Below are 22,123 nucleotides of genomic sequence, written 5' to 3' on the forward strand. Positions count from 1 at the left end.
TCTCCCGTCCCCGCCTCGCGCGGGGGTCGGGAGGCGGGGGCCTTCTCGCGTGCCCGCGCGGCGGCGGGCCGAGGCTCGGGCCGCGGGATGTCCGCGCCTCAGAGACGGTCCTGCATGGCCGCCAGCTCCAGCAGCTCCCGGACCTGCTCGATGGGCAGCACGGCCGAGGGACTCAGCGCGTTGATGCGCACGTGTCCGGCGCCGGCGTCCACGGCCAGCTGCAGGGCCTGCCGGGCGGGGGCCGCGCGCAGGGTCAGCTTCGGGTCGATGGCGGCGGCCTCGGGGGCGGAGGTGAACAGCAGCATGGTCTCCGGGGTGGAGCCGTCCTCGGTCTGCACGTAGAGGGGGTAGGCGTCCTCCCCGGGGCCGTCCAGGGCGACCAGCAGTCGGGCGTCGGGGGCGATGAGGCTGCCGAGCAGCCGCGGCATGGACTCCTCGAGCAGGGCCTCCTTGGCGGTGTCCAGGTGCGGGGCGGCCAGGGCATCGGCGATCAGGGCGCGGTCCAGCCGGCAGCTGGCTCGCCCGTTGGGCTCCACGACGATCCCGTCGCAGGCAGTCTCCTCCAGCATCTGGCGCAGGATCTGAACCCCGGGGCGGGCCTGGGTGCGGAAGTCGGTGCCGGTTCCCCCGGCGGCGTGCAGGGCGCGGGCGGTGTCCTCGGTGGCGAACACCGCCAGCAGGGTCGCCCCGTCGGGGCCCTGTACGGTCTGCAGCCGCAGGGTCGAGCCGGGGCCGATCCGCTCGCCCCGCGGACCGGGGGTGAGGTCCGAGCCGGAGATGTCCAGCAGCGCCTGCCCGCCCATCAGCGCGCGCAGCACGTTGAGCTGGGTGCGGTGCTCGGGGCGGCGCCCGTAGTGCTCCAGGGCCTGCAGCAGGTCGGGATTCTGAGCGGGACCGGTGGTCGGCTGCGCGGCGGCGGGGGTGGCCTCCCGGCTCGGCGGTGTTCCGGCGGCCTCGGTGGGCGCGGACCGCTGCGCGGCGGCGGGGGGAGTCTCAGCGGGCGCCGCGCTCCCCGGTGTCCCGCCGTCCGCGGTCCCGCCGTCGGCCGCAGCCTCCGGCTGCGCGGCGTCGGACCCCGTCTCCTCGGGGACGGCCGGGGGCACGGCGAGCCCGGCCTCCTCCAGCCGCTTCGCCATCCACGCCGGCAGCGCCTCGGCGGTGCGGGGGTAGGCCCGCAAGTCCTGGGCCAGCGCCGCGGCGGTGGCCTCCTCCCCCGGAAGCCAGGAGGCGGGCTCCTCCTCGTACTCGGCGTCCAGACCCACCTGGTACTGCGGTTCGGGCCAGCCCTGGGCGTCGATGACGATGCTCGCGGACAGCCACGCCCCCGTGTCCGGTTCGTAGGAGGCCGCACGCAGCTGCTCCAGCAGCGGCACCACGGTCGTCGCGGGCCCGACCGCGCCGGTGGAGCCGACCAGCTCCTCGCCGTCGCGGATCTCGCTGATCCGGGCCAGGTAGGAGCCCGGCGAGGACCAGGCGGGGGCGAAGTCCGCGATGAGCTGGTCCCAGCCCGGGGTGGTCTGGGTGGAGGAGAGCAGCCAGTGCCCCAGGGCGTTGACCGCCTCCTGGACGCGCTGCTCGCGCTGCTGCTGCCCGGGACGCTCGGTGAGGCGGTGGCTGGGGGTGGTGGACATGGCTTCTCCTCGCGGATGCGCTGGCCGGTGGACTCGCCTTCCGAGCCTACACAGCGCACACCCCGCGGACCCCCTGGGAACCCGGCCCGCGCGGGGCATTCCTTGCTAGCCTGTCCCCATGACCAAAACGCTGCAGGATCTGATCGACGAGGCACTGTTCATCTCCACCGAGCACCAGGCGCGCCTGGCCGAGCTCACCGGGGATTCGGACTGGGACGTGGACTTCTCCGCGCCGTCGTTCACCCTGCAGGCGGACCCCTCCGTGTCCCTGACCCCGTCCCTGCTGGGCACCGAGTCCGAGCAGCGCGGCTCGTGGATCTGGTCCTGGCAGGAGCTGGGCCACTTCCCGGACGCCGTGGTGGCCGCGGCGGTGCAGGCCCGGGAGACCGGCGAATCCCTGGGCGTGCAGGAGCTGGCCACGGATGAGCTGATCCTCTCCGAGGGCCTGGCCCGGCGCCTGACCCTGGCGGCCAAGGCCGTCACCGGCATCTACGCGCACTACCCGGCCACCGCCGGCGGCGGGGTGCGGGCCTGGTTGCTGCTGGACGGCCCGCAGTTCGAGCTGCCCGAACCCACCGTGCAGCGGATGGGCCGGGTCATGGCCCAGGCCCTGCAGACCGGCACCGCGGTGCACCACCAGCGCGCGGTGGATTCCTACGCGCGGCTGCGCGGGGCGCACATCACCTGGGACACCGAGGCCTGCGCGATCATCACCGCGGCCGACGGCGCCCTGCGGCTGTGGTTCGACGACCAGCAGATCACCGGCATCGAGGCCGCCGAACCCGTGGTGGATTCCCGCGAGCTGGCCCGCTGCGCCCGCGCGGCCGCCGAGCATCGCCAGCGTCTGCGCGAGGAGGGCCGTGAGGCCCTGCGCCTGGCCGCCGCGGAGGGCGAGCGCCAGCGCCGGGTCCGCGAGCAGGAGGAGGCCGAGCGGGTGGCCCGCACCCAGGCCGCCCTGGTCGAGCAGGAGGACGAGCGCGCCGTGGCCGCCGCCGCGGACCGCGCGGCGGAGGAGGAGCCCCTGCCGGAGCGGGTGGAGGAGCTCTCCCCGCGTACCGCCGCGACCGCGAGCACCGAGTCCGCCCAGCCGGAGGGCGTGCGCCGGGCCGAGACCGGCGGGGAGGGCGCGCCCTTCGACCACTCCCCCCGCGCCGACGCCGAGCCCGGCCTGGTGGCCTCCTCCCCCGTGGATGCCGACGAGGCCCAGCCGCGCACCGACCAGCACACCCAGGTCCCCGCCGCGGAGCAGGAGCCCGCCGAGGCCCCCGCCCGCCGGCAGGAGGAGCGGCAGCCTCGCTGGGAGGCCGAGGAGGCCACCGGACGCCACGAGGTCGTCCAGGAATACGCGGAATACGGGGAGGACGCCGAGGGGCTCACCGAGACCCCGGGGCGCGATGCCGAGCAGGAGCCGGAGGAGAACCTCACCGCCCTGGAGCGGCTGCGCCGGGCCAACGCCCAGGCCGGTCCGCAGGAGGCCGGGCGCACCCGCCGCGAGGAGCGGGCCGAGCAGGAGCCGGAGTACGTGGTGGAGGACCAGCAGCAGGAGGAGCAGCAGCCCAAGGGCAGGAAGAAGGGCTTCTTCAGCCGCTTCCTCGGCCTGTAGACCCACCCGCACCCGCGCACCACAGTGCACAGGGGCCCCGCGAGCGGATCCGCTCGCGGGGCCCCTGTGCACGGGTGAGCCCTCGGCTCACCCGCCTGCGGCCGGGCTCAGGCCTGCCGGTGCACCACCGCGTGGGCGAAGCTCTTCAGGGCCTCCTTGACCGTGGACTCCGGCAGCGGGGCCAGGGCCTCGATCGCGTCGTCGGCCCACCGGTAGGCGATGCGCCATGCCTCCTCGGTCACCGGGTGCGCGGCCAGGGCCGCCACCGCCTCGGCCAGGGCGGCGTCCTCGGTGAGGTCCCCATCGATCAGCTCCACCACGCGGGCGGCCTCCGCGTCCCCGTCCGCAGCGGCCTGGCGCACCAGGATGCTCGGCAGGGTCGCCACGCCCTCGCGCAGATCCGTGCCCGGGGTCTTCCCGGAGGTCTCGGCGTCCGCGGTGACGTCGATGACGTCGTCGGCCAGCTGGAAGGCCACCCCCACCAGCTCGCCGTAGCGGACCAGCACCTGCACGGTCTGCTCCGGGGCCCCGGCCAGGGTGGAGCCGTACTCGCAGGCCGCGGCGATCAGGGAGCCGGTCTTGCCCTCGATGACCTTGATGTAGTGCGCCAGCCGGTCCTCGTCCGCGGCGGGCCCGGAGGTCTCGTGCAGCTGCCCCAGGACCAGCCGCTCGAAGGTCTTCGCCTGGATGGCCAGGGGCCGGGCGCCCAGCTCGGAGATGATCAGGGAGGCCCGGGAGAAGATCAGGTCACCGGTGAGGATCGCCACGGAGTTGCCCCAGATCCGGTGCGCGGCGTCGGTGCCGCGGCGGGTGGCGGCCTCGTCCATGACGTCGTCGTGGTACAGGGTGGCCAGGTGGGTCAGCTCGGTGACCACGGCGGCGTCCAGCACGTCCCCGGTGATCTCGGCCGCACCCGCGGCCCGGGCGGCCAGCAGGGTCAGCAGGGGCCGGACCCTCTTGCCGCCGGCCTCCAGCAGGTGCCGGGCGGCGGTGTCGGCCAGCGCGTCCGTGTACCGCAGGGCCTCGCCCAGGCGGGTCTCGACGTCGGCCAGGCCCTGCAGCACGTCCGGGCCGAGGGTCTCATCCTGGGCGATCAGCTCGAAACCGGCCGGCAGCGCGATGCCCCCGAAGCCGGGGAACTCCTCCCGCCCGGCGGCGTCGGCGCCCTCCCCGGGCAGGGTCTGGTCCGGCTCGGTGTGTCCGGGGGTGGCTGCAGTCACGGTATCTACACTCATCTGTCGTCGGGGAACGGATCGGCCGGGCCGGTGGTGGCGGGGGCTCAAGGGGCGGTCGGTCGACCACCGGCCATCTTAGCGGGTGGAGGTGGGCGGGGTCAGGGCCTCCAGGGCGTGCACCAGGCGGTCCGTCGTGGTCCGCGGGTGCTCCGGGGTGAGGTTGGCCATGATCGCCACGGCCAGGCGCATCAGGGCGGGGGCGCGCATGCCCGCGGCCAGGCCGGCCCGCATCACGGCCGGGTGCCCGATCAGCTGGGCGCAGGCCCGCCCGAGGGTGAAGTGCGAACCCCACGCGCCGCGCAGCAGCTCCGGGTACCCGGCCAGGACCCGCTCCCGCTGGGCCGGGCCGTTGGCGCGGGCGGCGTCGTCCACGAGCTGCGCGGCGCACCGGGCGGATTCCATCGCGTAGGAGATGCCCTCCCCGTTGAAGGGGGACACCATGCCCCCGGCGTCACCCAGCAGCAGCAGGCCGGGCAGGTGCAGCGGGGTGCGGTTGAACCCCATGGGCAGGGCCGCGCCCAGCACCCGGCCCTCCCGGTGCTCGGGGTCCAGCTGCCACTCCGGCGGCATCGCGGCGGTCCACCGAGCCAGGACCTCCCGGTAGTCCAGGGTGCCGAAGTGCTCGGAGGTGTTCAGGATGCCCAGACCCACGTTGGCGGTGCCGTCGCCGACGCCGAAGATCCAGCCGTAGCCGGGCAGCAGCTCCCGTCGACCGGAGCCGGGCTCGGCCCCGTCCAGCTCCAGCCAGCCCTCCATCCAGTCCAGCTCGCTCAGCGGGGAGTGGAAGTAGGTACGCACCGCGACCCCCATCGGGCGGTCGTCGCGCTTGGCCAGTCCGGCGGCGACGGCGGTGCGGGTGGAGTTGCCGTCCGCGGCCAGCACCAGCTGGGCGAAGTGCTCCTCGGTCTTCTCAGTGCGCCGCCCGCGCTCGTCGTGCACGCGCACCCGCACCCCCACGATCCGCTCGGGGTCCCGCAGGTCCGCGGGCGTCAGCCCGGAGGTGCCCGTATCGGTCTGGCCGGCGCGGATCACCTCGTGGACCGCGCGGCCCTCCAGGATCCGGGCGCCGGCGGCGCGGGCGTGGGCGGCGAGGTCCGCGTCGAATCCGTAGCGGGTGCGCACCAGGCCGTAGCCGGGGAACTCCCCCTGGGATTCGAAGGGCACGTCCACCCGGCGCCCGGCCGCGCGCAGGCGCAGGCCGCGCTGGCGGCGGTAGCCGTGCTCGGCGTCGTGGGGCAGTCCCATCAGCCGCATCTCGCGCACGGCCCGGGGGGTCAGCCCGTCCCCGCAGACCTTCTCCCGGGGGAAGCGGGTCTTCTCCAGGACGGTGACCTCGTGGCCCGCGGCGGCCAGCCAGTACGCGGCGGTGGAGCCCGCCGGGCCGGCGCCGGCGATCAGGATGCGCACCGGGCTACGCCTTCCTCGCCCGGTGCAGGGCGACGACGCCGCCGGTGAGGTTCCGGTACTGGACCCCGGCCCAGCCGACCTCGCGGATCTGAGCGGCCAGGGTCTGCTGATCCGGCCAGGCCCGGATGGTCTCGGCCAGGTACGCGTAGGACTCCGGGTTGGAGGAGAACATCCGCGCCAGCGGCGGGAAGGCCCGCATCAGGTACTCGCGGTAGATGAAGCGGAAGGGGGCCAGCAGGGGGGTGGAGAACTCGCAGATCACCAGGGTCCCGCCGGGCTTGGTCACCCGCAGCAGCTCGGCCAGGGCCGACTGATGCTCGGCGACGTTGCGCAGCCCGAAGGACATGGTCACGGCGTCGAAGGAGGCGTCGTCGAAGGGCAGGTCGGTGACGTCGGCGCGCACGAAGTCGATGTCCGGGTGGCGTCGGCGCCCCTCGGCGAGCATCCCCTCGGACAGGTCCGCGGCCACGACCTCGGCCCCGGCGTCCCGGTAGGGCACGGAGGAGGTCCCGGTGCCGGCGGCGACGTCGAGGATGCGCTGACCCGGGCGGGGGGCGAGGGCCTCGACGGTGCGTCGGCGCCAGCCGCGGTCCATGCCCAGGGACAGCAGCGCGTTCATGAGGTCGTAGCGCGGGGCGACGCCGTCGAACATCGCGGAGACGTCCTCGGACTTCTTGGTCAGGTCAGCTCGGTTCACGTGTCCCATTGTGGCAGACCGGGCCGAGACCCCAAGATGTTGCACTCGGTGCACCGAGGTGGCTAGGCTGAGCGGCATGTCCCTGCCCGATCGGCGCGCCCAGCGGCGCGAGAGCACCCACCGCGCGATCGCCGCCGCGGCGCTGCAGCTGATCGTGGAGCAGGGTGCCGAGGGCCTGTCCGTCGCGGAGCTGGCCCGGCGCGCCGGGGTGTCCCGGCGCACCGTGTTCAACCACTACTCCTCGATCGAGGAGGCGGCCGTGGCCCAGACCTTGTGGGAGCTGGACGAGCTCAGCGAGACCATCCCCCTGCCGCAGATCCCCGACGACGCCGCCCTGCCCGTGGTGGTGGCCCGGCTGGTGGAGGCCTTCGTCCTCAGTCCCGCGTCCCTGGAGCTGATCCTGCGGCTGTCGGCCCTGTCCCGGGAGCTGCGCAGCCACCCCGCGGTGGCCCAGTGGGGTCAGCGCACGGTGGAGCACGCCGTCGGCATCCTCACCGAGCGCACGGCGCGCCTGCGTCCGGGGGCCGATCCGTTGCAGGTGCGCATCCTGTGCCTGTCCCTGGTCGCCGCCTGCGCGGCGGCCCTGGATGATCCGGCTCTGTGCGCCGGACCGGGCGGGACGCCCTCGGAGGACATGGGGCGGCTGCGCGAGAGCACCCTGGGGGCGCTGCGGCTGCTGGCCGGGCTGCCCCCGGATCTCGGCGCCCCGGCCGACTCGAGCTGAGTCCGGCCCTCCCCCGGCCGCGCTCGCCCACCCCGGGCCGCGCCCCACCGCCTCTCACCGCATCTGTCTCCCGTCCCGCGAATCGAAGGAAGTCCACCCCGTGGCAACACTCCTGTATAAGATCGGGCGCTTCGCCTCCCGCAAGGCCTGGCTGGTCATCGTGATCTGGCTGCTGGCCCTCGGCGGGGCGATCGGCGCCTACTCCGCCTTCCACACCCAGCTGAGCACCTCCTTCACCCTGCCCGGGTCGGAGACCCAGCGCCTGCAGGATCAGCTCAAGGACAAGCTGCCCGACGCCAGCCACGGCACCGGGCAGATCGTGCTGAGCACCGACGACGGCAAGGCCTTCACGGACCAGCAGAAGACCGAGGTCGCCCAGGCCCTGGACAAGGTCTCGGACGTGGACGGCGTCGCCTCCGTGATCAACCCGTTCCAGTCCGAGCAGTCCCTGGCCGATGCCAAGAAGCAGCTGGACTCCGGCAAGCAGCAGCTGGACGAGGGCCGCGCGCAGCTGCAGGACGCGCAGCAGCAGGTCTCCGATGGGCGCACCCAGCTGCAGCAGGCCCAGCAGCAGCTGGACGAGCAGCGGCAGAAGCTGCCGGACGACGCCCCGGAGCAGGCCAAGACCGCCCTGGACGACCAGCAGAAGCAGCTGGACGCGAAGAAGAGGGAGCTGGACGAGGCCGCCGCGCAGATCCAGCCGAAGGCCGACGAGCTGAACACCCAGCAGAAGAACTACGAGCGCAACCTCAAGCTGTGGCAGTACTCCTCCGAGGCCAACAGCGTCTCCGATGACGGCTCCACCGCGCTGGCCATGGTCCAGTTCGACGACCCCATCGAGAACGTCTCCGATGAGACGAAGTCCGGGGTGATGGACGCGATGACCAGCTCCTCGATCGACGGGGTGCACGAGGACTTCGATCAGAACATCGCCCAGACCATCGGCGGGCTGGCGGGCCCGGGTGAGATCATCGGCGTCGTCGTGGCCCTGGTGGTGCTGCTGGTGATGCTGGGGACCCTGGTGGCCGCCGGCCTGCCGATCATCGCGGCCCTGCTGGGGGTGGGCATCGGCGTGCTGGTGACCATGTCCCTGTCCAAGGTCATCGACATCCAGCAGGTCACCCCGATGCTCGGGATGATGCTGGGCCTGGCCGTGGGCATCGACTACTCCCTGTTCATCCTCAACCGGCACCGGAGCAACCTGCGCGAGCGCATGGAGCTGCACGAGTCCGTGGGCGTGGCCGCCGGGACCAGCGGCAACGCCGTGGTGTTCGCCGGCACCACCGTGGTCATCGCGCTGCTGGCCCTGAACGTCATCGGGATCCCGTTCCTGGGCGTGATGGGAACCACCGCGGCCCTGTGCGTGGTGATCGCGGTGCTGGTGTCCGTGACCTTCACCCCGGCGATGCTGGGCCTGGTGGGCACCCGGGTGCTCAACCGCACCGAGCGCACCTGGTACCAGGGCACCGGCGGCAAGCACGCGCAGCGACGCAGCGAATCCGAGGCCCGCGGCTGGGCCGGATTCGTCACCGGGCACCCGGTGCTGGCCGGGCTGGGCGCGATCGTGCTGCTGGGGGTCCTCGCGATCCCCACCGCCTCGATGCGCCTGGGCCTGCCGGACGGCTCCACCGAGCCCGAGGACTCCACCCAGTACCGCGCGTACCAGACCATAAAGGACGAGTTCGGGGCCGGGGCCAACGGCTTCGTGCTCGTGGTCGGGCAGCTGCCGGACGGCCTGGATGAGACGGCCGCGCAGGACAAGGAGCTCGCGGTGGCCGATGAGCTGAAGAAGCAGGACGACGTCGTCTCCGTGGTCCCGGCGGGGATCTCCGATGACCGCTCCGTGGCCGTGTACCAGGTGACGCCGAAGGAGGGGCCCAGCGCGCAGTCCACGGTGGATCTGGTCAACCGGCTGCGGGATCTGTCCGCGCAGACGGAGAAGGACGAGGACGTCAGCCTCGGGGTGACCGGACAGACCGGCGGCAACATCGACATCTCCTCGATCCTGGCCGAGGCCCTGCCCAAGTACATCGGGATCGTGCTGGGGCTGAGCTTTCTGGTGCTGATCCTGGTGTTCCGCTCCATCCTGGTGCCGCTGACCGCGACCCTGGGCTTCCTGTTCTCCCTGCTGGGGGCTTTCGGCGGGGTCGTGGCTATCTACCAGTGGGGCTGGCTGGGCCCGGTGTTCGGGGTGCATGACCCGTCCGTGGTGCTGTCCTTCCTGCCGACCCTGCTGGTGGGTATCCTGTTCGGCCTGGCCATGGACTATCAGATGTTCCTGGTCTCCGGGATGCGCGAGGCCTACGTGCACGGGGCGGACGCGCGTTCGGCGGTGGTGCGCGGGTACAACCACTCGGCCCGGGTGGTGGTGGCCGCGGCGATCATCATGCTCAGCGTGTTCGGCGGCTTCGTGTTCTCCGAGCTGACGATGATCCGTCCCATCGGCTTCGGCCTGGCCTTCGGGGTGCTGCTGGACGCCTTCGTGGTGCGCATGACCCTGATCCCGGCGCTGCTGCACCTGCTGGGTGAGAAGGCCTGGTGGCTGCCGAAGTGGCTGGACCGCATCCTGCCGAACGTGGACGTGGAGGGTGCCGGCCTGGAGCGGAAGCTGGAGGGTCGGGACGAGCACCTGGCCCAGAAGGCGGCCCAGGATGACGCCCAGGGCGAGAAGCAGAAGGCCGCAAGGGCCTGACCCGGCGAGTCCTGCGCGCGCGGGACGGCGAGAGCCCCGGATCCAGAAGGGTCCGGGGCTCTCGCCGTGTCTGCGGTGTCGGGTCAGGCGGGGCGGGCCGGTCCCCGGCGGGGGCAGGGCCGGGCCGGTCAGACGCGGGTGCGGGGTCAGGCAGGGTGGGCCAGGGCGTCGTGGAAGGGGCGCAGGTCCGCCCGGGAGCCGCGCACCTCGATGACCTCGATCCCCTCCTCCGGCTCCCGCAGGGCCGCGCGCAGGGCGGCGACGTCATCGGCGCGGACGTAGCGGTGGCCGAAGCCGCGCACCAGGTGTTCCAGGTCCGCCCCGTGCGGGGTGGAGAAGAAGCGCTCGACGGCGTCGGCCCACCCCTGATCCTCGGCGACCTGCCCGTGCTCCAGGGTGGTGAAGATGCCGCCGCCGTCGTCGTTGAACACCACGATCTGCAGGCGCGGGCGCGCCTCGCGGGGCCCGAGGTTCAGGGAGCCGAGGTCGTGCAGGAAGGTGAGGTCCCCGACGAGCAGGCGGACCGGGACGCCCAGGCCCAGGCCGATGCCGGTGGCGGTGGCCGCGGTGCCGTCGATCCCGGCCAGGCCCCGGTTGGCCCACACCCCCGTCAGGGCGCGGTCGGGCGCGGGGGCGAGATCCGCGTCGCGCACGAGGTTGGAGGAGCCCAGGACCAGCGCCGACCCGTCCTGCTCGCAGGCCCGGGTCACGGCCGCGGCGACGGCGGGCCCGGTGGGGAGCTGCCCGGCGGCGGCCAGCCGCTCGATCCGGGCGGCCAGGGCGGCGTCGGCGTCTCGCCAGGCCCGTAGCCAGCCCGGTTCCCCGGTGCCGGCGAAGGCCGCGGCCTCCGCGAGGGTGCGCACGGGCATCTCGGGGCGACGGCGCGGGTCGGCCCAGGCCACGGGGCGGGGCAGGTAGATCACGGCGTCGGTCTGCGGGTCGGCGAGCAGGCGGGTGACCGGCCGGGAGAGGGTGGGCCGACCGAAGAGCACCACCCGCTCGATCCGCCCGCCGAGGCTCTCCTCACCCAGCAGCACCCGGTAGGCGCCGATGGCGTGGGTCCCGCTTCGGGCGTTCGAGGACGGTTCGGCCAGCAGCGGCAGCCCCTGGGCCTCGGCGAAGTCCCGGGCCAGCGGACCGGCCCCGTCCCCGGCGATGACGACGCTGCGCCGCAGCATATCGGCGGGCCGCTCCGGGGTCTCCCCCGAGGCTCTGTTCCCCGCGGTCGCCCCCTCGTCTGCCGCGGGCCGACCCTGGGGCCCGGGCTGGTTCTGGAGTTCTGGCCGGTCCTGGGGCTCCGGCCGCCGACCGGCGGTCACCGGGTTCGTCGAGCGCGCAGCCGGGGGGCGCGCGGCGTCGGCCACGACGGCCTCGAGGGTCGGGTCCGGCAGCGTGGGGGCGGGCTCGGGCTCGAGGCCGGTCACGCCGTCGGCCCAGGCGCGCAGGATCTGGCGCATGCGCCGGTTCGGGTGCAGGGGCTCGTCGAAGGCGCAGTTGATCTGCACGGGGCCGCGAGGCCGCAGGGAGGGCTGGGTCCAGTCCTCGGGGTCGCGACCGGTCAGGGCGGCGAGGGCGTCGTTGAATCCGGCGGTCTGCGGGCCGGGGGTCTGCTCGGGGTAGTCGGTGAGGTCCACGCCGACCCGCACGTGGGTGCCGAAGATGCCGGGCTGATCCGTGGTCTGGTTGGCGCCGGTGCCGCGCAGCCGCGGGGGCCGGTCCGCGCTGAGCACGGCCAGGGGGACCTCGGCGTGGTGGGCTTCCATGACGGCCGGCAGCAGCTCCCCGACCGCGGTGCCGGAGGTGGTCACCACCGCCGCAGGCGCGCCGGTGGCCTTGGCCAGGCCCAGGGCGGTGAAGCCGGCGGTGCGCTCGTCGATGCGCACGTGCACCTGCAACGCCCCGGCGTCGGCGGCGGCCGCCAGCGCGTAGGCCAGGGGCGCGGACCGGGAGCCGGGGGCGATCACCGCGTGCCGCATCCCCGCGCGGATCAGCGAGTCCAGGACGGAGACGGCGGTGAGGAACGCGTCGGGACGCTGATCGGGGGCGGGCTCGGCTTCAGGGGTCACCCGCGCCAGTTTACGCGGGCCCGCACCCCGCCCGACGACACCCACCATCCTCCCCCTGGCATCGACCTCTTCCGCCGGCCTTCCATTGCCCCGTCCTCCCATCGCCGCCGCCCCGCCGACGTCGGATGCCTCGACGCCGCGCCCCAGATCCGCGGTCTCCGTCCTCTTGAAATTTCAGCAGGCTCGGCAGGCTGCACCCTGCGGACCGCCTGAAATTACAGCACCGCCAACGGGAAATGACCCGCAGAAACTCTTGAAATTTCAACGTCCTGGAGGCAGAGATGATCTTCCGAAACTCTTGAAATTTCAGTTTCCTCGACGACGCTTGAATTTTCAGTTCCCGCGACGGGGAATCTCCTGCGAGAGGCTTGAATTTTCAGCGCCGGCGACGGGAGCCATCCGGCCGGGCCCTTGAAAATTCAGCAGGCACGGGGGGTGAAGGCCTGTGGGGGAGTTGAAAATTCAGCTGGCGCGGGCGTAGCTGAATTTTCAGGAAACCGCGAACAACACATCGAGGGGGTGCCTGTTGAAAATTCAGGTGACGCCTCCCCTCCCGCCGGCGGCTCAGTCGCACCGCTCCTGGGCGGCGCAGCGGCCCCCGCTGCCCCGCGACGGCGAGGTCGCCACGACGGCGGGCCGACCGTGGCAGCGGAAAGCGGTCGGCCCGTGAGGGTCACAGCCGCCGCGGCCGGTCGGACGGACCTACCGAACCGGCCTGCCCGGGCGGCGGCCGAAGGCTTGCGCCTTCTAGGCCTACCCCAGCCTGGACCTGCTCCCAGTTCTCGCCCCAGGCCCGGGGCCGGACCTAGGCCCGGCCCCGCCCTCGCCCTAGGGCCTAGACCTACGCCTGGGTCCCGCCACCCTCGGTACGGCCACCCTCGGCCGCGCGGGTTTCGGCGGAGGCGGCGTCGTCGGCCTGGGACTGCAGGCCGGAGCGCTGGCTCAGCGGGGGCACCCGGAAGAACCAGGAGAGCACGAAGGCCGCGAGGATCACGCCCAAGCCCACCCAGTAGATGGTGCGCGCCGAATCGTTGAAGCCCTTCATGAACGGCCGGGTCAGGGCGGCGTCGGCCCCGTTGAGATAGGAGGTGTCGCTCGTGCTGGAACTGGCGCTGCTGCCCATGTCATCCGAGGAGCTGCGGATCTGATCGGCCAGCTTCGGGGCCAGCTCATCCACCCAGTGCTCCCGCTGGGACTCATCGGACCAGTTCACGCTCACCGTGTCCCCATCCACCGACGCCTCGGCCTTCTCGGCCACGGCCTGCAGCACCTGCTGCTTCGCGGCGTCGGGGGCACCGGCGGGCAGCTGCTGCTCCGCCTGCTGCACCGCCTGATCCAGCTGGGACTGCACCTGCTTCTTCACCGGGTCCGTGATGGGATCCCAGATCTTCTCCATCACCCCGGCGTTCTCCGCCTTGCCCGCCACGGACGGGTCCAGGGCGGCGTTCAGGGCGGAGCGCAGATCGCCCTCGTCGCCCATCGCGTGGGAGATGTTGGTGGGCATCGCCGTGAACAGCACGGACAGCAGCACCGCCGTGCCCAGGGTTCCGCCGATCTGGCGGAAGAAGGTCGAGGAGCTGGTGGCCACCCCCATGTCCCGCGGGGCCACCGAGGACTGGGAGGCCAGGGTCAGGGACTGCATCAGCTGACCCAGCCCCAGGCCGATGAAGAACATCCCGAGCATCAGGAACCACACCGGCAGGTCGATGGTCATGAAGGTCAGCAGGTAGTAGCCGATCGCGGTGATGAACGTGCCGATCACCGGGAAGATCCGGTACCGGCCGGTCTTGGCCACGATCTGACCGGAGATGATCGAGGAGAGCATGATGCCGCCGACCATCGGCAGCGTCGCGAACCCGGATTCGGTGGGGGTCAGCCCGACGACGATCTGCAGGTACAGCGGGATCGTCATCATCGCGCCGAACATCGCGAAGCCCACGAGGAAGCCCAGCACGGTGGCCATGGAGAAGGTCCCGGAGCGGAACAGCTTCAGCGGGATGATCGCATCCGGGCCCATCTTCGCCTCGATCAGCACGAAGGCGGCGATGCCGACGGCGCCGATCACGTAGCAGGTGATCGCCCCGGCGGAGTCCCAGCCCCAGTCCCGACCCTGCTCGGCCACCAGCAGCAGCGGCAGCAGGGCGGTGATCACGGCGGCCGCACCCCACCAGTCGATGCGCGGCTTCTCGTGCTCGCCCAGGCGCGGCAGGTGCAGGAACGCGATGACCAGGGCCAGGGCGATCACGCCGATGGGCACGTTGATGAGGAAGACCCAGCGCCAGCCCGGGATCCACAGGATCTGGGCGGAGCCGGCGAAGATCCCGCCGAACAGCGGACCGAGCACCGAGGAGATGCCGAACACGGCCAGGAAGTACCCCTGGTACTTGGCCCGCTCCCGCGGGGCGAGCATGTCGCCCATGATCGCCAGCGGCAGGGACATCAGGGCCCCGGCGCCGATGCCCTGGAAGGCGCGGAACCCGGCGAGCATGATCATCGACGTGGAGAAGCTGGACAGCAGCGAGCCCACGATGAACACGCCGATGCCGAAGATGTAGAGGGGTCGGCGCCCGAACACGTCGGAGAGCTTGCCGTAGATGGGAGTGGAGATCGTGGAGGTGATCATGTACGCGGTGGTCACCCACGCCTGCTGATCCAGCCCGTGCAGGTCATCGCCGATGGTGCGGATCGCGGTGCCGACGATGGTCTGGTCCAGGGAGGCCAGGAACATCCCGGACATCAGCCCGACCATCACGAGCATGATCTGGCGCTGGGACATCACGGCCGAGGCCTTGGGCTGCGCCCCCGTCCCGCCGTCTGCCTTCCCACTGCCGGCTTTCCCGCCGCCGGACTTCTCGGCGTGCGGGGCGACGGCGGGCAGGTGCCCGCTGGCCGGTCGGGCGGTCCCGGCGGCGTCGGCCGCGATGACGGCGGCCGTGCCGGTTCCGGTGCCGGCCCCGGCGCCCGGGGTGTGGTGGGTGGCTGGCTCGTGTGCGGCGTCTGCCGCGACGTGCCGGCCCTGGTAGTTCGACATGCAGTTCCTGACCGTGGGTGGTGCTGGGGCCCGCGGCGCGTGAGGGCGGCGGGCGCGGGGCGCAGTGTCCCGCAGGCTCAGAGAACACTACCCCCGGCATCGGCCCCCGGTCACCCCGGTGGTTCGTGATGCTCTGCACTGAGTGCACTCTGACCGCGGCATGCGTTTCTCCCGGGCCCGGTTCCGCTTCAATCCGCCTCGCGGCGCGCGCGCAGCGCCTCGTAGGCGGCGCGGGTGCGCTCCAGCCACCACTCGCGCCGCTGTCCCGTCACCTCGTGGCGCGCCAGCAGATGCTGCTCCGGGGCGGGTCGCGTGACGGGCAGCTCGCCGTCGCGCGGGATGAGGGGGTTCTCCACCAGGTCCTCGGCATAGAGGGAGGCGGTGCCCAGACCGCAGGCGTGGGGCAGCTGCGGCAAGGCGGCGACCAGGGCGAGTCCCGCGGCCATGCCCACGGAGGATTCCAGGGCGGAGCTGACGACGGCGGGCAGCCCGGCCTGCCGGATCACCCGCAGGGCCGCGCGCACCCCGCCCAGCGGGGCCGCCTTGACCACGATCAGGTCGGCCGCGCCCCGCCGGGCCACCTCCAGCGGGTCCGTCTCCTTGCGCACGGACTCGTCGGCGGCGATGGGGGTGCTCAGGCCGCGGCGTCGGGCCTCCTGACGCAGGCGGGCCAGGCCGTCGATCCCGGCCACGGGCTGCTCGGCGTAGGCCGGGGAGAACTCCTCGAAGGCCTCCAGTGCGGCCAGGGCCTGCTCATGGGTCCAGCCGGCGTTGGCGTCGGTCTTGATGACGGCCTGGGGGGCGGCCTCGCGCACGGCGCGCAGGCGGGCGAGGTCCTCGGCGAGGCTCTGGCCGCGCTCGGCGACCTTGACCTTGACCTCCCGCACCCGCCCGTGGGAGCGGTCCAGCACCGGGGCCACCTGCTCCGGGGGCACGGCCGGCACGGTCGCGTTGATGGGCACGGTGGTGCGCACCGGGGCGGGTGGTTCGCGCCAGGCCATCTCGATGGCGCAGGCCAGCCACCGGGAGGACTCCTGCGGCCCGTATTCCAGGAAGGGGCAGAACTCCCCCCAGCCGGCGGGCCCCCGGAACAGCACGGCCTCCCGGTGGGTGACGCCGCGGAAGCGCACGGACAGCGGCAGGCTCACCACCCGCGCGGTCTCGAGGATCTCCGGCAGGGCGGGCAGGGCGGGTTCGGGTGCGTCGTCGACGGGGGTGCTCATGGTCCCATCGTCCCCCATCCGCCCCATTCAGGAAACGTCCAGGGAAAACGCCCGGAACAGTGAGGTTGTGCTGACAGGATCGACTCCGGTCGATCCCCCGCCGTCCGCCGGCGCGCGGGATCGCAGGCAACTGCGGCACGCGAGAGATGACGGGCGGTGAACGGCGACGAATCCCATGGGACCTGCCCCCGTCTCCGCCGCCTCCGCCCTGCCCCCGGAGGATCCCACTCCGGCCCGGCGACCCGGCGTCGGGACCGTGATCCGGCACCTGCTGGGTGTGGGGCTGATGATCGCGGGGCTGTGGGCCACCATCGAGCTGTTCCTGCATCGCAGCGCCGGTCAGCAGATCGACGAGACGGCGCTGGCGGAGGTCAGCAACCGGCTGCAGCGCTACACCGCGCAGTCCTCCTCCCTGCTCAACGCCCTGCCGGCGATCTCGGCGGGTCTGGCGGTGGCGGGGATCCTCATCGTGCTGTTCCGGCGCCACCGCTTCGCCCCCGCCCTGGTGGGGGTGCTGGTGGCGGTGGGCGCCAACGGCAGCGCGCAGCTGCTGAAGTCCACCCTGGTCAAGCCGAATCTGGGCATCCAGGATGCGGTGCTGAACTCCCTGCCCTCCGGGCACACGACGTTCGCGATGGCGGCCGGCTCGGCCCTGTTCCTGGCGGCTCCGCGCCGGTGGCGTCCGGGGCTGGCGATCCTGATGTGCGCGTTCGCGGTGGTCACGGGGGTGGCCACGGTGATCAACGGGTGGCACCGCCCGGCGGATGTGGTGGCCGCGATCTTCCTGGTCTCGGCGTGGACCATCCTGGGGATGCTGGTGCTGCGCTTCCTGCCCGCGGAGAACCGGGATGAGTCCGGCACGCGCTTCACGGGGCTGCTGGTGATCCCGCTGTTCACGATCTTCGGGCTGTTCCTGGGGTTCACCGCGCTGGTGACGTACCTGGTGTCCACGTATCAGCATTACCCGGGGGCGGCCCGGCTGGGCAGCCTGTGCCTGATCGGGGCGGTGGGGATGCTGTGCACCGCGCTGATCGTGTGCTTCCTGCGGGGCGGTCTGCGCGCCCCGGTGGAGCGGGCGTACACCAAGGTCTGGACGTACTGACCCCTCCCCCACGGGCGGGCTCGGAAGGCCCTGGGGCTCAGACCTGTTCGCCGCGGGTGATGGGGCCGGTGGCGCCTTCCGGGGTCTCCTCGGCGACGAGCGCGTCCCCGGTGAGGCCCTGGGATCTGAGCCATTCGAGCCGGTCCAGGAGCACGCGGGTGACCCCGGCTTCGTAGGGCAGCTTGTACATGGCGGCGGTGGTGGGCCCGGCCAGGGGGTTGGCGGCGGAGGCTTCGATGCGGTTGATGGCTTCGCGCATGGTCTCGGCCTGGCGCTGCACGAAGGTGCGCTCCACGGGCAGGCCGTGGCCGGGGACGAACACGCGGTACCGGTCCAGGCCGGCGACGGTCTGCAGGACCTGCACCCACATGTCGGGGAAGGAGTCGTCGAAGGCGGGGTCCGCGCCCTGCTCGACGACGTCGCCGGTGAACAGGACCTCGTCCACCCCGGCGAGGACGTCGTTGTCGGTGTGCCCGAGGCCCAGGTAGAAGAGGGTGACGGCGCGGTGGCCGAGGTCCACGCGGGTGAAGGAGGCGCGGCCGCCGTCTCCGGGGAGCATGCGGGTGGGCAGGATGATGTCCGTGTTGGGGCCCTGGTGGTGGGCCATCTCGGGTTCGAGGGTCTCCACGAAGCTGCGCTGCCGGTCCGCGTAGCGGGTCATGGCCCGCACGGCCTTGGGGTGGGCCCAGAAGTCCGTGACGCCGTCTGCGGCGAACACGGCGTTGCCGAAGATGTGGTCGTAGTGGGCGTGAGTGTTGACGACGACGAAGGGCAGGTCCGTGATGCGCCGGGCGGCCCGGAAGATCTCCGCGCCCTGGCGGGGCCCGGCCCCGGTGTCGATGACCATGGCCTTGTCCGCCCCGACGACCAGTCCGGAGTTGAGCCGGTAGTCATCCGTGGCGATCAGGTAGATCCCGTCCGCGATCTCTTGTGTGCGAGCCATGCCCCCTACGGTACTGGATGCGACCGCACCCCGCCTGCTGATGGGGCACCGGAGCCGGGGAGGTTCCGCCCCGGCCAGGAACGGATGAGCCGAAGAGACCTTACAGTTGACGTAGCCACACACCGAGGACTGAGCGACTGATCGGGGCCTGCATATCAATTTTTTGCGAGTTCGTACTCACGGCAAACGCCACATTTTTGCGATTCGAACGAGCTACCTGTAGATGTTTACCACATCCTTCGAACCGCCAGGGAACCTGACATAACCCAGACCATCCTATAGGTCTTGTTCAATTTTATTCTATATTGCAACCTGTCCGGACTATCTCCCCAAATATTTTGATTGATCGATATACCCCCACACTCTTTGGTCTCCAAATTCAAAGAGGATTTATCCCAGGCGGTCGGACCATCATTACCCCTAGCATAGGTAACGCGCTTATTTACGGGCGTGCATTCTGCAGAATAATTAAATATATTATTAATAGGAGCCGTGAATGCGAGGATCAGTGCACACGCCCCGAAAATTATTGCGACGGTGAATAAGGCCAGCTTAACTCTACTCTTGAATCTTTTCACTTGAATTCATCGTCCTGCGGGGTCACGAACTGCACTGCATCCCCACCTCACCTGATACAACCATATTCATCCAGCTTAGGCAGCAAGTTGCCCCGCTGACGCCCACCCCTAACGATCACGTCGCCCCCGTTCCCGATCTCCAGTGCGCGACCCATGTACCCTACCATTACCTTACTGGACGGTGGGGTCGAGCGCTGACGGTGGCTGCACGGAACTGGTGGATCGAGGGCGCTGCCACCCAGATGCTTCTGCGCACGAGGTTCTGAAGCGTCCCGTGTTCCGTTCCGGCCTACTTCCTCAAGGAGGATCAGGACACGCCCCAGAAGTACGGCCCCGTATTCAAGACCCGGGCCGTGATGCTCATCGACGAACACCTCCAAGCTGAGCAGTGCTCTGCCTGGAGCGCCTGCACCGCAGTCAGTGAATCCGTCGGCGGGATCTCAACCCCACACCCTGCGGGGCTGGTGGAGACAAGACCGCATCGACCACGGCCAGGCCCCGGGACTGAGCACCGCTGAAGCCGAGGAGATCACCAGGCTGCGCCGAGAGAACCGCGAGTTGCGCCGCGCGGACGAGAACCTGCGCAAGACCTCAGATTTCTTCGCATCGGAACCCACCCGCCCCACGACGAGGTGATCGCGTTCATCGACGAGAACCTGGATCAATTCGGGGTCCGGGTCATCTGCCGCACCGTGGGTGCGGCGGAATGTGGGTTCATCACCTCCATCGGCTACCGCTCGGCCAAGGCCCGGCCTGGCTCCGCACGGGCCCGATGCGACGAGATCCTCATCCAGGAGCTCCAACGGATCCACCAAGACAACGACAGCGTCTACGGGGCCAGGAAGATGCACTAGGCGATGCTCCGTCCGGCTAAAAGGTCGGCCGGGACCAGGTCGCCTGACTGATGAAACTCGCCGGGCTAGAAGGGGCCAGGCACGGCCGTCAGCTGATCATCCCGCGCCCTACCGGGGCACCGGGTGACCGTCCGTCATGGTCGAACGCCGCTTCGCTGCTGAACAGCCCCACCAGCTGTGAGTCGCTGACATCACCTACGTGCGCACCCTGGGAGAGTTCGCCTACACGGCGTTCATCACCGATATCTGCTGCCGTCGGATAGTCGGCTGGTCTGTATCCTCTTCGCTGCATACTGACCGGCTGCCATTGCTGGAACTGAAAGACGACATGGCGAGCACCGGGGGCCAGCAGCAACGGGCAGGGGCTGATCCACCACTGCGACAGAGGCTACCAGTACGTCAGTCTGGTCTACCCGGATGCGGTCATCGCCGCCGGGGTGACTGCTTCGGTGGGCACTGTGGGCGACAGCTATGACAAAACCCTCGCCGGGGACAGTCATTGGCCTCTACAAGGCTGAGCTGATCCGCTCCAAACGGGTCTGGGAATCCACCGCGGCCGTGGAGCTGGCCACGACGGGTGGGTGCATTGGTGGAGCATGACCCGGAGGCACGAGGTCCTGAGTTACCACACTCCTGCGGAGGTCGAGGGGACCTACAATCAGGAGCAGGGCGTAGCGCCCGTTGCGTCGTAAACTGGCTCTTCGTAATCGAGGAGGTAGGTGCGGCCGGCGCGTCGCTGCCTGGGTGAGGGTCGAGGCCTCCCGATGATGGAAGTTCCTACACTACCCATCCGGAAGACCCCGACATGCCCCACGATACCTTCGCCACCCCTGACCTGACCGTGTTCTGCCGACTTGATGAGCTCGGCCTCATAGCCGTGGGCCAGCACATCGAACCGGACCGTGCGGTCCTGGAGTGCCGCGTTGCCGAGCCGGATCCGTGGTGCCGCGGCTGCGGCAGCCAGGCACTGTCCCGAGGCACGGATGCCCGATACCTGGCGCACGAGCCGTTCGGACACCGACCCACCACGCTGCTGGTCCGCGTCCGCCGATACGCGTGCCCCGGGTGCGGGCGGTCCTGGCGTGAAGACCTCACCCAGGCCGCGCCCGCACGAGCGAGGCTGTCTCGCGGCGGGATGCGGTGGGCGCTGGAGGCCATCGTGATCGAGCACCTCACCGTCTCGCGCGCCGCTGCCGGCCTGGGCGTGTCCTGGCACACCGCGAACACCGCGATCCTCACCGCGGGCAAACGCCGCCTGATCGACGCACCGGGCCGGTTCGACGGTGTCCGAGTGCTCGGCGTCGACGAGCATGTCTGGCGGCATACCCGCCGCGGCGACAAGTACGTGACCGTCATCATCGACCTGACACCGGTCCGTGAGAGAACGGGACCTGCCAGGCTGCTGGACATGGTCGAGGGACGCTCGAAGGCGGTGTTCAAGACCTGGCTCGCGGATCGGCCGCGGACCTGGCGAGACGGTGTCGAAATCGTCGCGATGGACGGGTTCACCGGGTTCAAGACCGCCTCCGTCGAAGAGCTGCCTGCGGCGGTGACGGTGATGGATCCCTTCCACGTCGTGAGGCTGGCCGGTGACGCGCTCGATGGGTGCCGCCGCCGCGTCCAGCGCGATGCGTTCGGGCGGCGCGGGAGGAAGAATGATCCGCTCTACACGGCGCGTCGTACCCTGCACACCGGTGCCGGCTTGCTCACCGAGAAGCAACAAGCCCGCCTTGAAGCGCTGTTCGCCGATGAGCGACATGCCGAGGTCGAGGCGACCTGGGGCATCTACCAGCGGATGGTCACCGCATATCGGGAACCCGACCGGGGTCTGGGGAGGTTCGCCATGCAGCAGCTCATCGACTCACTCGCCAGCGGGGTCCCGACCCCGCTCGTCGAGCTGCGCAAGCTCGGCCGGACGCTGAAGCAACGCGCCGCTGACATTCTCGCGTTCTTCGACCGACCTGTCACCAGCAACGGTCCTACGGAGGCCGTCAACGGGCGGCTCGAACACCTTCGCGGCTCCGCTCTGGGCTTCCGCAACCTCACCCACTACATCGCTCGGTCGCTGCTCGAAGCCGGAGGGTTCAGACCCGCGCTACACCCTCATTTGCGATGAGCCAGATAACCAAAGAAACTCTTTATCACAGTAGCTTACATTGTATTTGTTGAATAATTCGCTGATTTTTTGGAATGCATCAACCTGATTATAGAATTTTCTTTCACGGCGATTCATATTCGTCACAGGTACTCCAACAGTCTTGCCTCAGAGACGAGTGAGTTTCCCCATGCCGTCGATCCATCAGCTCCACACTCTCACTCGTCTCGATGCCCCTGGCT

13 protein-coding genes and 1 pseudogene are annotated in these 22,123 nt (G+C 71.0%); 6 read left to right on the forward strand and 8 right to left on the reverse strand.

All coding sequences use genetic code 11. The features are described 5' to 3' along the window. Positions 1-98: 98 nt before the first annotated feature. On the reverse strand, positions 99-1,631 hold the full coding sequence (locus tag AC0VXQ_RS08415; RefSeq protein WP_058731834.1) for an SseB family protein: 1,533 nt from the start codon (positions 1,629-1,631) through the stop codon (positions 99-101). A gap of 118 nt (positions 1,632-1,749) precedes the next feature. Between AC0VXQ_RS08415 and AC0VXQ_RS08420 the strand changes: the two genes are divergently transcribed. Continuing rightward, entirely contained in the window at positions 1,750-3,234 is a 1,485-nt protein-coding gene (locus AC0VXQ_RS08420) for a DUF6882 domain-containing protein (RefSeq protein ID WP_058731835.1), read from the forward strand. 107 nt (positions 3,235-3,341) lie between these two features. On the opposite strand, the gene AC0VXQ_RS08425 is transcribed toward AC0VXQ_RS08420, so the two are convergent. From AC0VXQ_RS08425 to AC0VXQ_RS08435, 3 genes are all read right to left on the reverse strand, one after another. Continuing rightward, positions 3,342-4,469 carry a polyprenyl synthetase family protein gene (locus AC0VXQ_RS08425; RefSeq protein WP_081275593.1) on the reverse strand — a complete coding sequence of 376 codons (1,128 nt, stop codon included), beginning with the start codon at positions 4,467-4,469 and terminating at the stop codon, positions 3,342-3,344. 75 nt (positions 4,470-4,544) lie between these two features. After that, positions 4,545-5,876 (reverse strand): geranylgeranyl reductase family protein, encoded by a 1,332-nt coding sequence (locus AC0VXQ_RS08430; protein WP_058743764.1) that lies wholly within the window; start codon positions 5,874-5,876, stop codon positions 4,545-4,547. A 4-nt stretch (positions 5,877-5,880) separates the two neighbouring features. Next, positions 5,881-6,582, reverse strand: coding sequence for a demethylmenaquinone methyltransferase (locus tag AC0VXQ_RS08435; protein WP_058731829.1), 702 nt, complete (start codon positions 6,580-6,582; stop codon positions 5,881-5,883). A gap of 67 nt (positions 6,583-6,649) precedes the next feature. On the opposite strand from AC0VXQ_RS08435, the gene AC0VXQ_RS08440 reads away from it, so the two are divergent. Next, positions 6,650-7,297 carry a TetR/AcrR family transcriptional regulator gene (locus AC0VXQ_RS08440; protein ID WP_475528343.1) on the forward strand — a complete coding sequence of 216 codons (648 nt, stop codon included), beginning with the start codon at positions 6,650-6,652 and terminating at the stop codon, positions 7,295-7,297. Between the two features lie 100 nt (positions 7,298-7,397). Continuing rightward, on the forward strand, positions 7,398-9,989 hold the full coding sequence (locus AC0VXQ_RS08445) for an MMPL family transporter (RefSeq protein ID WP_260008582.1): 2,592 nt from the start codon (positions 7,398-7,400) through the stop codon (positions 9,987-9,989). Between the two features lie 146 nt (positions 9,990-10,135). On the opposite strand, the gene menD is transcribed toward AC0VXQ_RS08445, so the two are convergent. The 3 genes from menD to AC0VXQ_RS08460 all read right to left on the reverse strand — a co-directional run bounded on the left by menD (position 10,136) and on the right by AC0VXQ_RS08460 (position 16,309). Next, complete coding sequence (gene menD, locus AC0VXQ_RS08450; protein WP_260008583.1) at positions 10,136-12,055, reverse strand: 2-succinyl-5-enolpyruvyl-6-hydroxy-3-cyclohexene-1-carboxylic-acid synthase; 1,920 nt, start codon at positions 12,053-12,055, stop codon at positions 10,136-10,138. Between the two features lie 841 nt (positions 12,056-12,896). Further along, positions 12,897-14,831 (reverse strand): MDR family MFS transporter, encoded by a 1,935-nt coding sequence (locus AC0VXQ_RS08455; protein WP_100464500.1) that lies wholly within the window; start codon positions 14,829-14,831, stop codon positions 12,897-12,899. 443 nt (positions 14,832-15,274) lie between these two features. Further along, positions 15,275-16,309, reverse strand: a complete 1,035-nt coding sequence (locus tag AC0VXQ_RS08460; protein ID WP_100464489.1) for an o-succinylbenzoate synthase — start codon at positions 16,307-16,309, stop codon at positions 15,275-15,277. A 175-nt stretch (positions 16,310-16,484) separates the two neighbouring features. Between AC0VXQ_RS08460 and AC0VXQ_RS08465 the strand changes: the two genes are divergently transcribed. Continuing rightward, positions 16,485-17,411, forward strand: a complete 927-nt coding sequence (locus tag AC0VXQ_RS08465; protein ID WP_475528347.1) for a phosphatase PAP2 family protein — start codon at positions 16,485-16,487, stop codon at positions 17,409-17,411. A 37-nt stretch (positions 17,412-17,448) separates the two neighbouring features. Here the strand turns inward: AC0VXQ_RS08465 and AC0VXQ_RS08470 are convergent, their stop codons facing one another. Then, positions 17,449-18,354: an MBL fold metallo-hydrolase gene (locus tag AC0VXQ_RS08470; RefSeq protein WP_058743610.1), complete on the reverse strand. Its 906-nt coding sequence runs from the start codon at positions 18,352-18,354 to the stop codon at positions 17,449-17,451. Positions 18,355-19,288: 934 nt separating this feature from the next. Between AC0VXQ_RS08470 and AC0VXQ_RS08475 the strand changes: the two are divergent. Together AC0VXQ_RS08475 and AC0VXQ_RS08480 are read left to right on the forward strand one after the other, a co-directional pair. Then, positions 19,289-20,478 (forward strand): annotated as a pseudogene (locus AC0VXQ_RS08475) (IS3 family transposase). Positions 20,479-20,591: 113 nt separating this feature from the next. Further along, on the forward strand, positions 20,592-21,902 hold the full coding sequence (locus AC0VXQ_RS08480) for an ISL3 family transposase (RefSeq protein WP_475528352.1): 1,311 nt from the start codon (positions 20,592-20,594) through the stop codon (positions 21,900-21,902). Positions 21,903-22,123: the final 221 nt, after the last annotated feature.

The organism is Rothia sp. QJM3NY_36 (assembly GCF_056173115.1).

Bases quoted from the DNA above. Each gene is read 5' to 3' on its own strand.
- AC0VXQ_RS08435 (WP_058731829.1), bottom strand. From the start codon at position 6,582: ATGGGACACGTGAACCGAGCTGACCTGACCAAGAAGTCCGAGGACGTC.
- AC0VXQ_RS08465 (WP_475528347.1), top strand. From the start codon at position 16,485: ATGGGACCTGCCCCCGTCTCCGCCGCCTCCGCCCTGCCCCCGGAGGAT.
- AC0VXQ_RS08420 (WP_058731835.1), top strand. From the start codon at position 1,750: ATGACCAAAACGCTGCAGGATCTGATCGACGAGGCACTGTTCATCTCC.
- AC0VXQ_RS08415 (WP_058731834.1), bottom strand. From the start codon at position 1,631: ATGTCCACCACCCCCAGCCACCGCCTCACCGAGCGTCCCGGGCAGCAG.
- AC0VXQ_RS08455 (WP_100464500.1), bottom strand. From the start codon at position 14,831: ATGTCCCAGCGCCAGATCATGCTCGTGATGGTCGGGCTGATGTCCGGG.
- AC0VXQ_RS08480 (WP_475528352.1), top strand. From the start codon at position 20,592: ATGCCCCACGATACCTTCGCCACCCCTGACCTGACCGTGTTCTGCCGA.
- AC0VXQ_RS08425 (WP_081275593.1), bottom strand. From the start codon at position 4,469: ATGAGTGTAGATACCGTGACTGCAGCCACCCCCGGACACACCGAGCCG.
- AC0VXQ_RS08440 (WP_475528343.1), top strand. From the start codon at position 6,650: ATGTCCCTGCCCGATCGGCGCGCCCAGCGGCGCGAGAGCACCCACCGC.
- AC0VXQ_RS08470 (WP_058743610.1), bottom strand. From the start codon at position 18,354: ATGGCTCGCACACAAGAGATCGCGGACGGGATCTACCTGATCGCCACG.
- AC0VXQ_RS08460 (WP_100464489.1), bottom strand. From the start codon at position 16,309: ATGAGCACCCCCGTCGACGACGCACCCGAACCCGCCCTGCCCGCCCTG.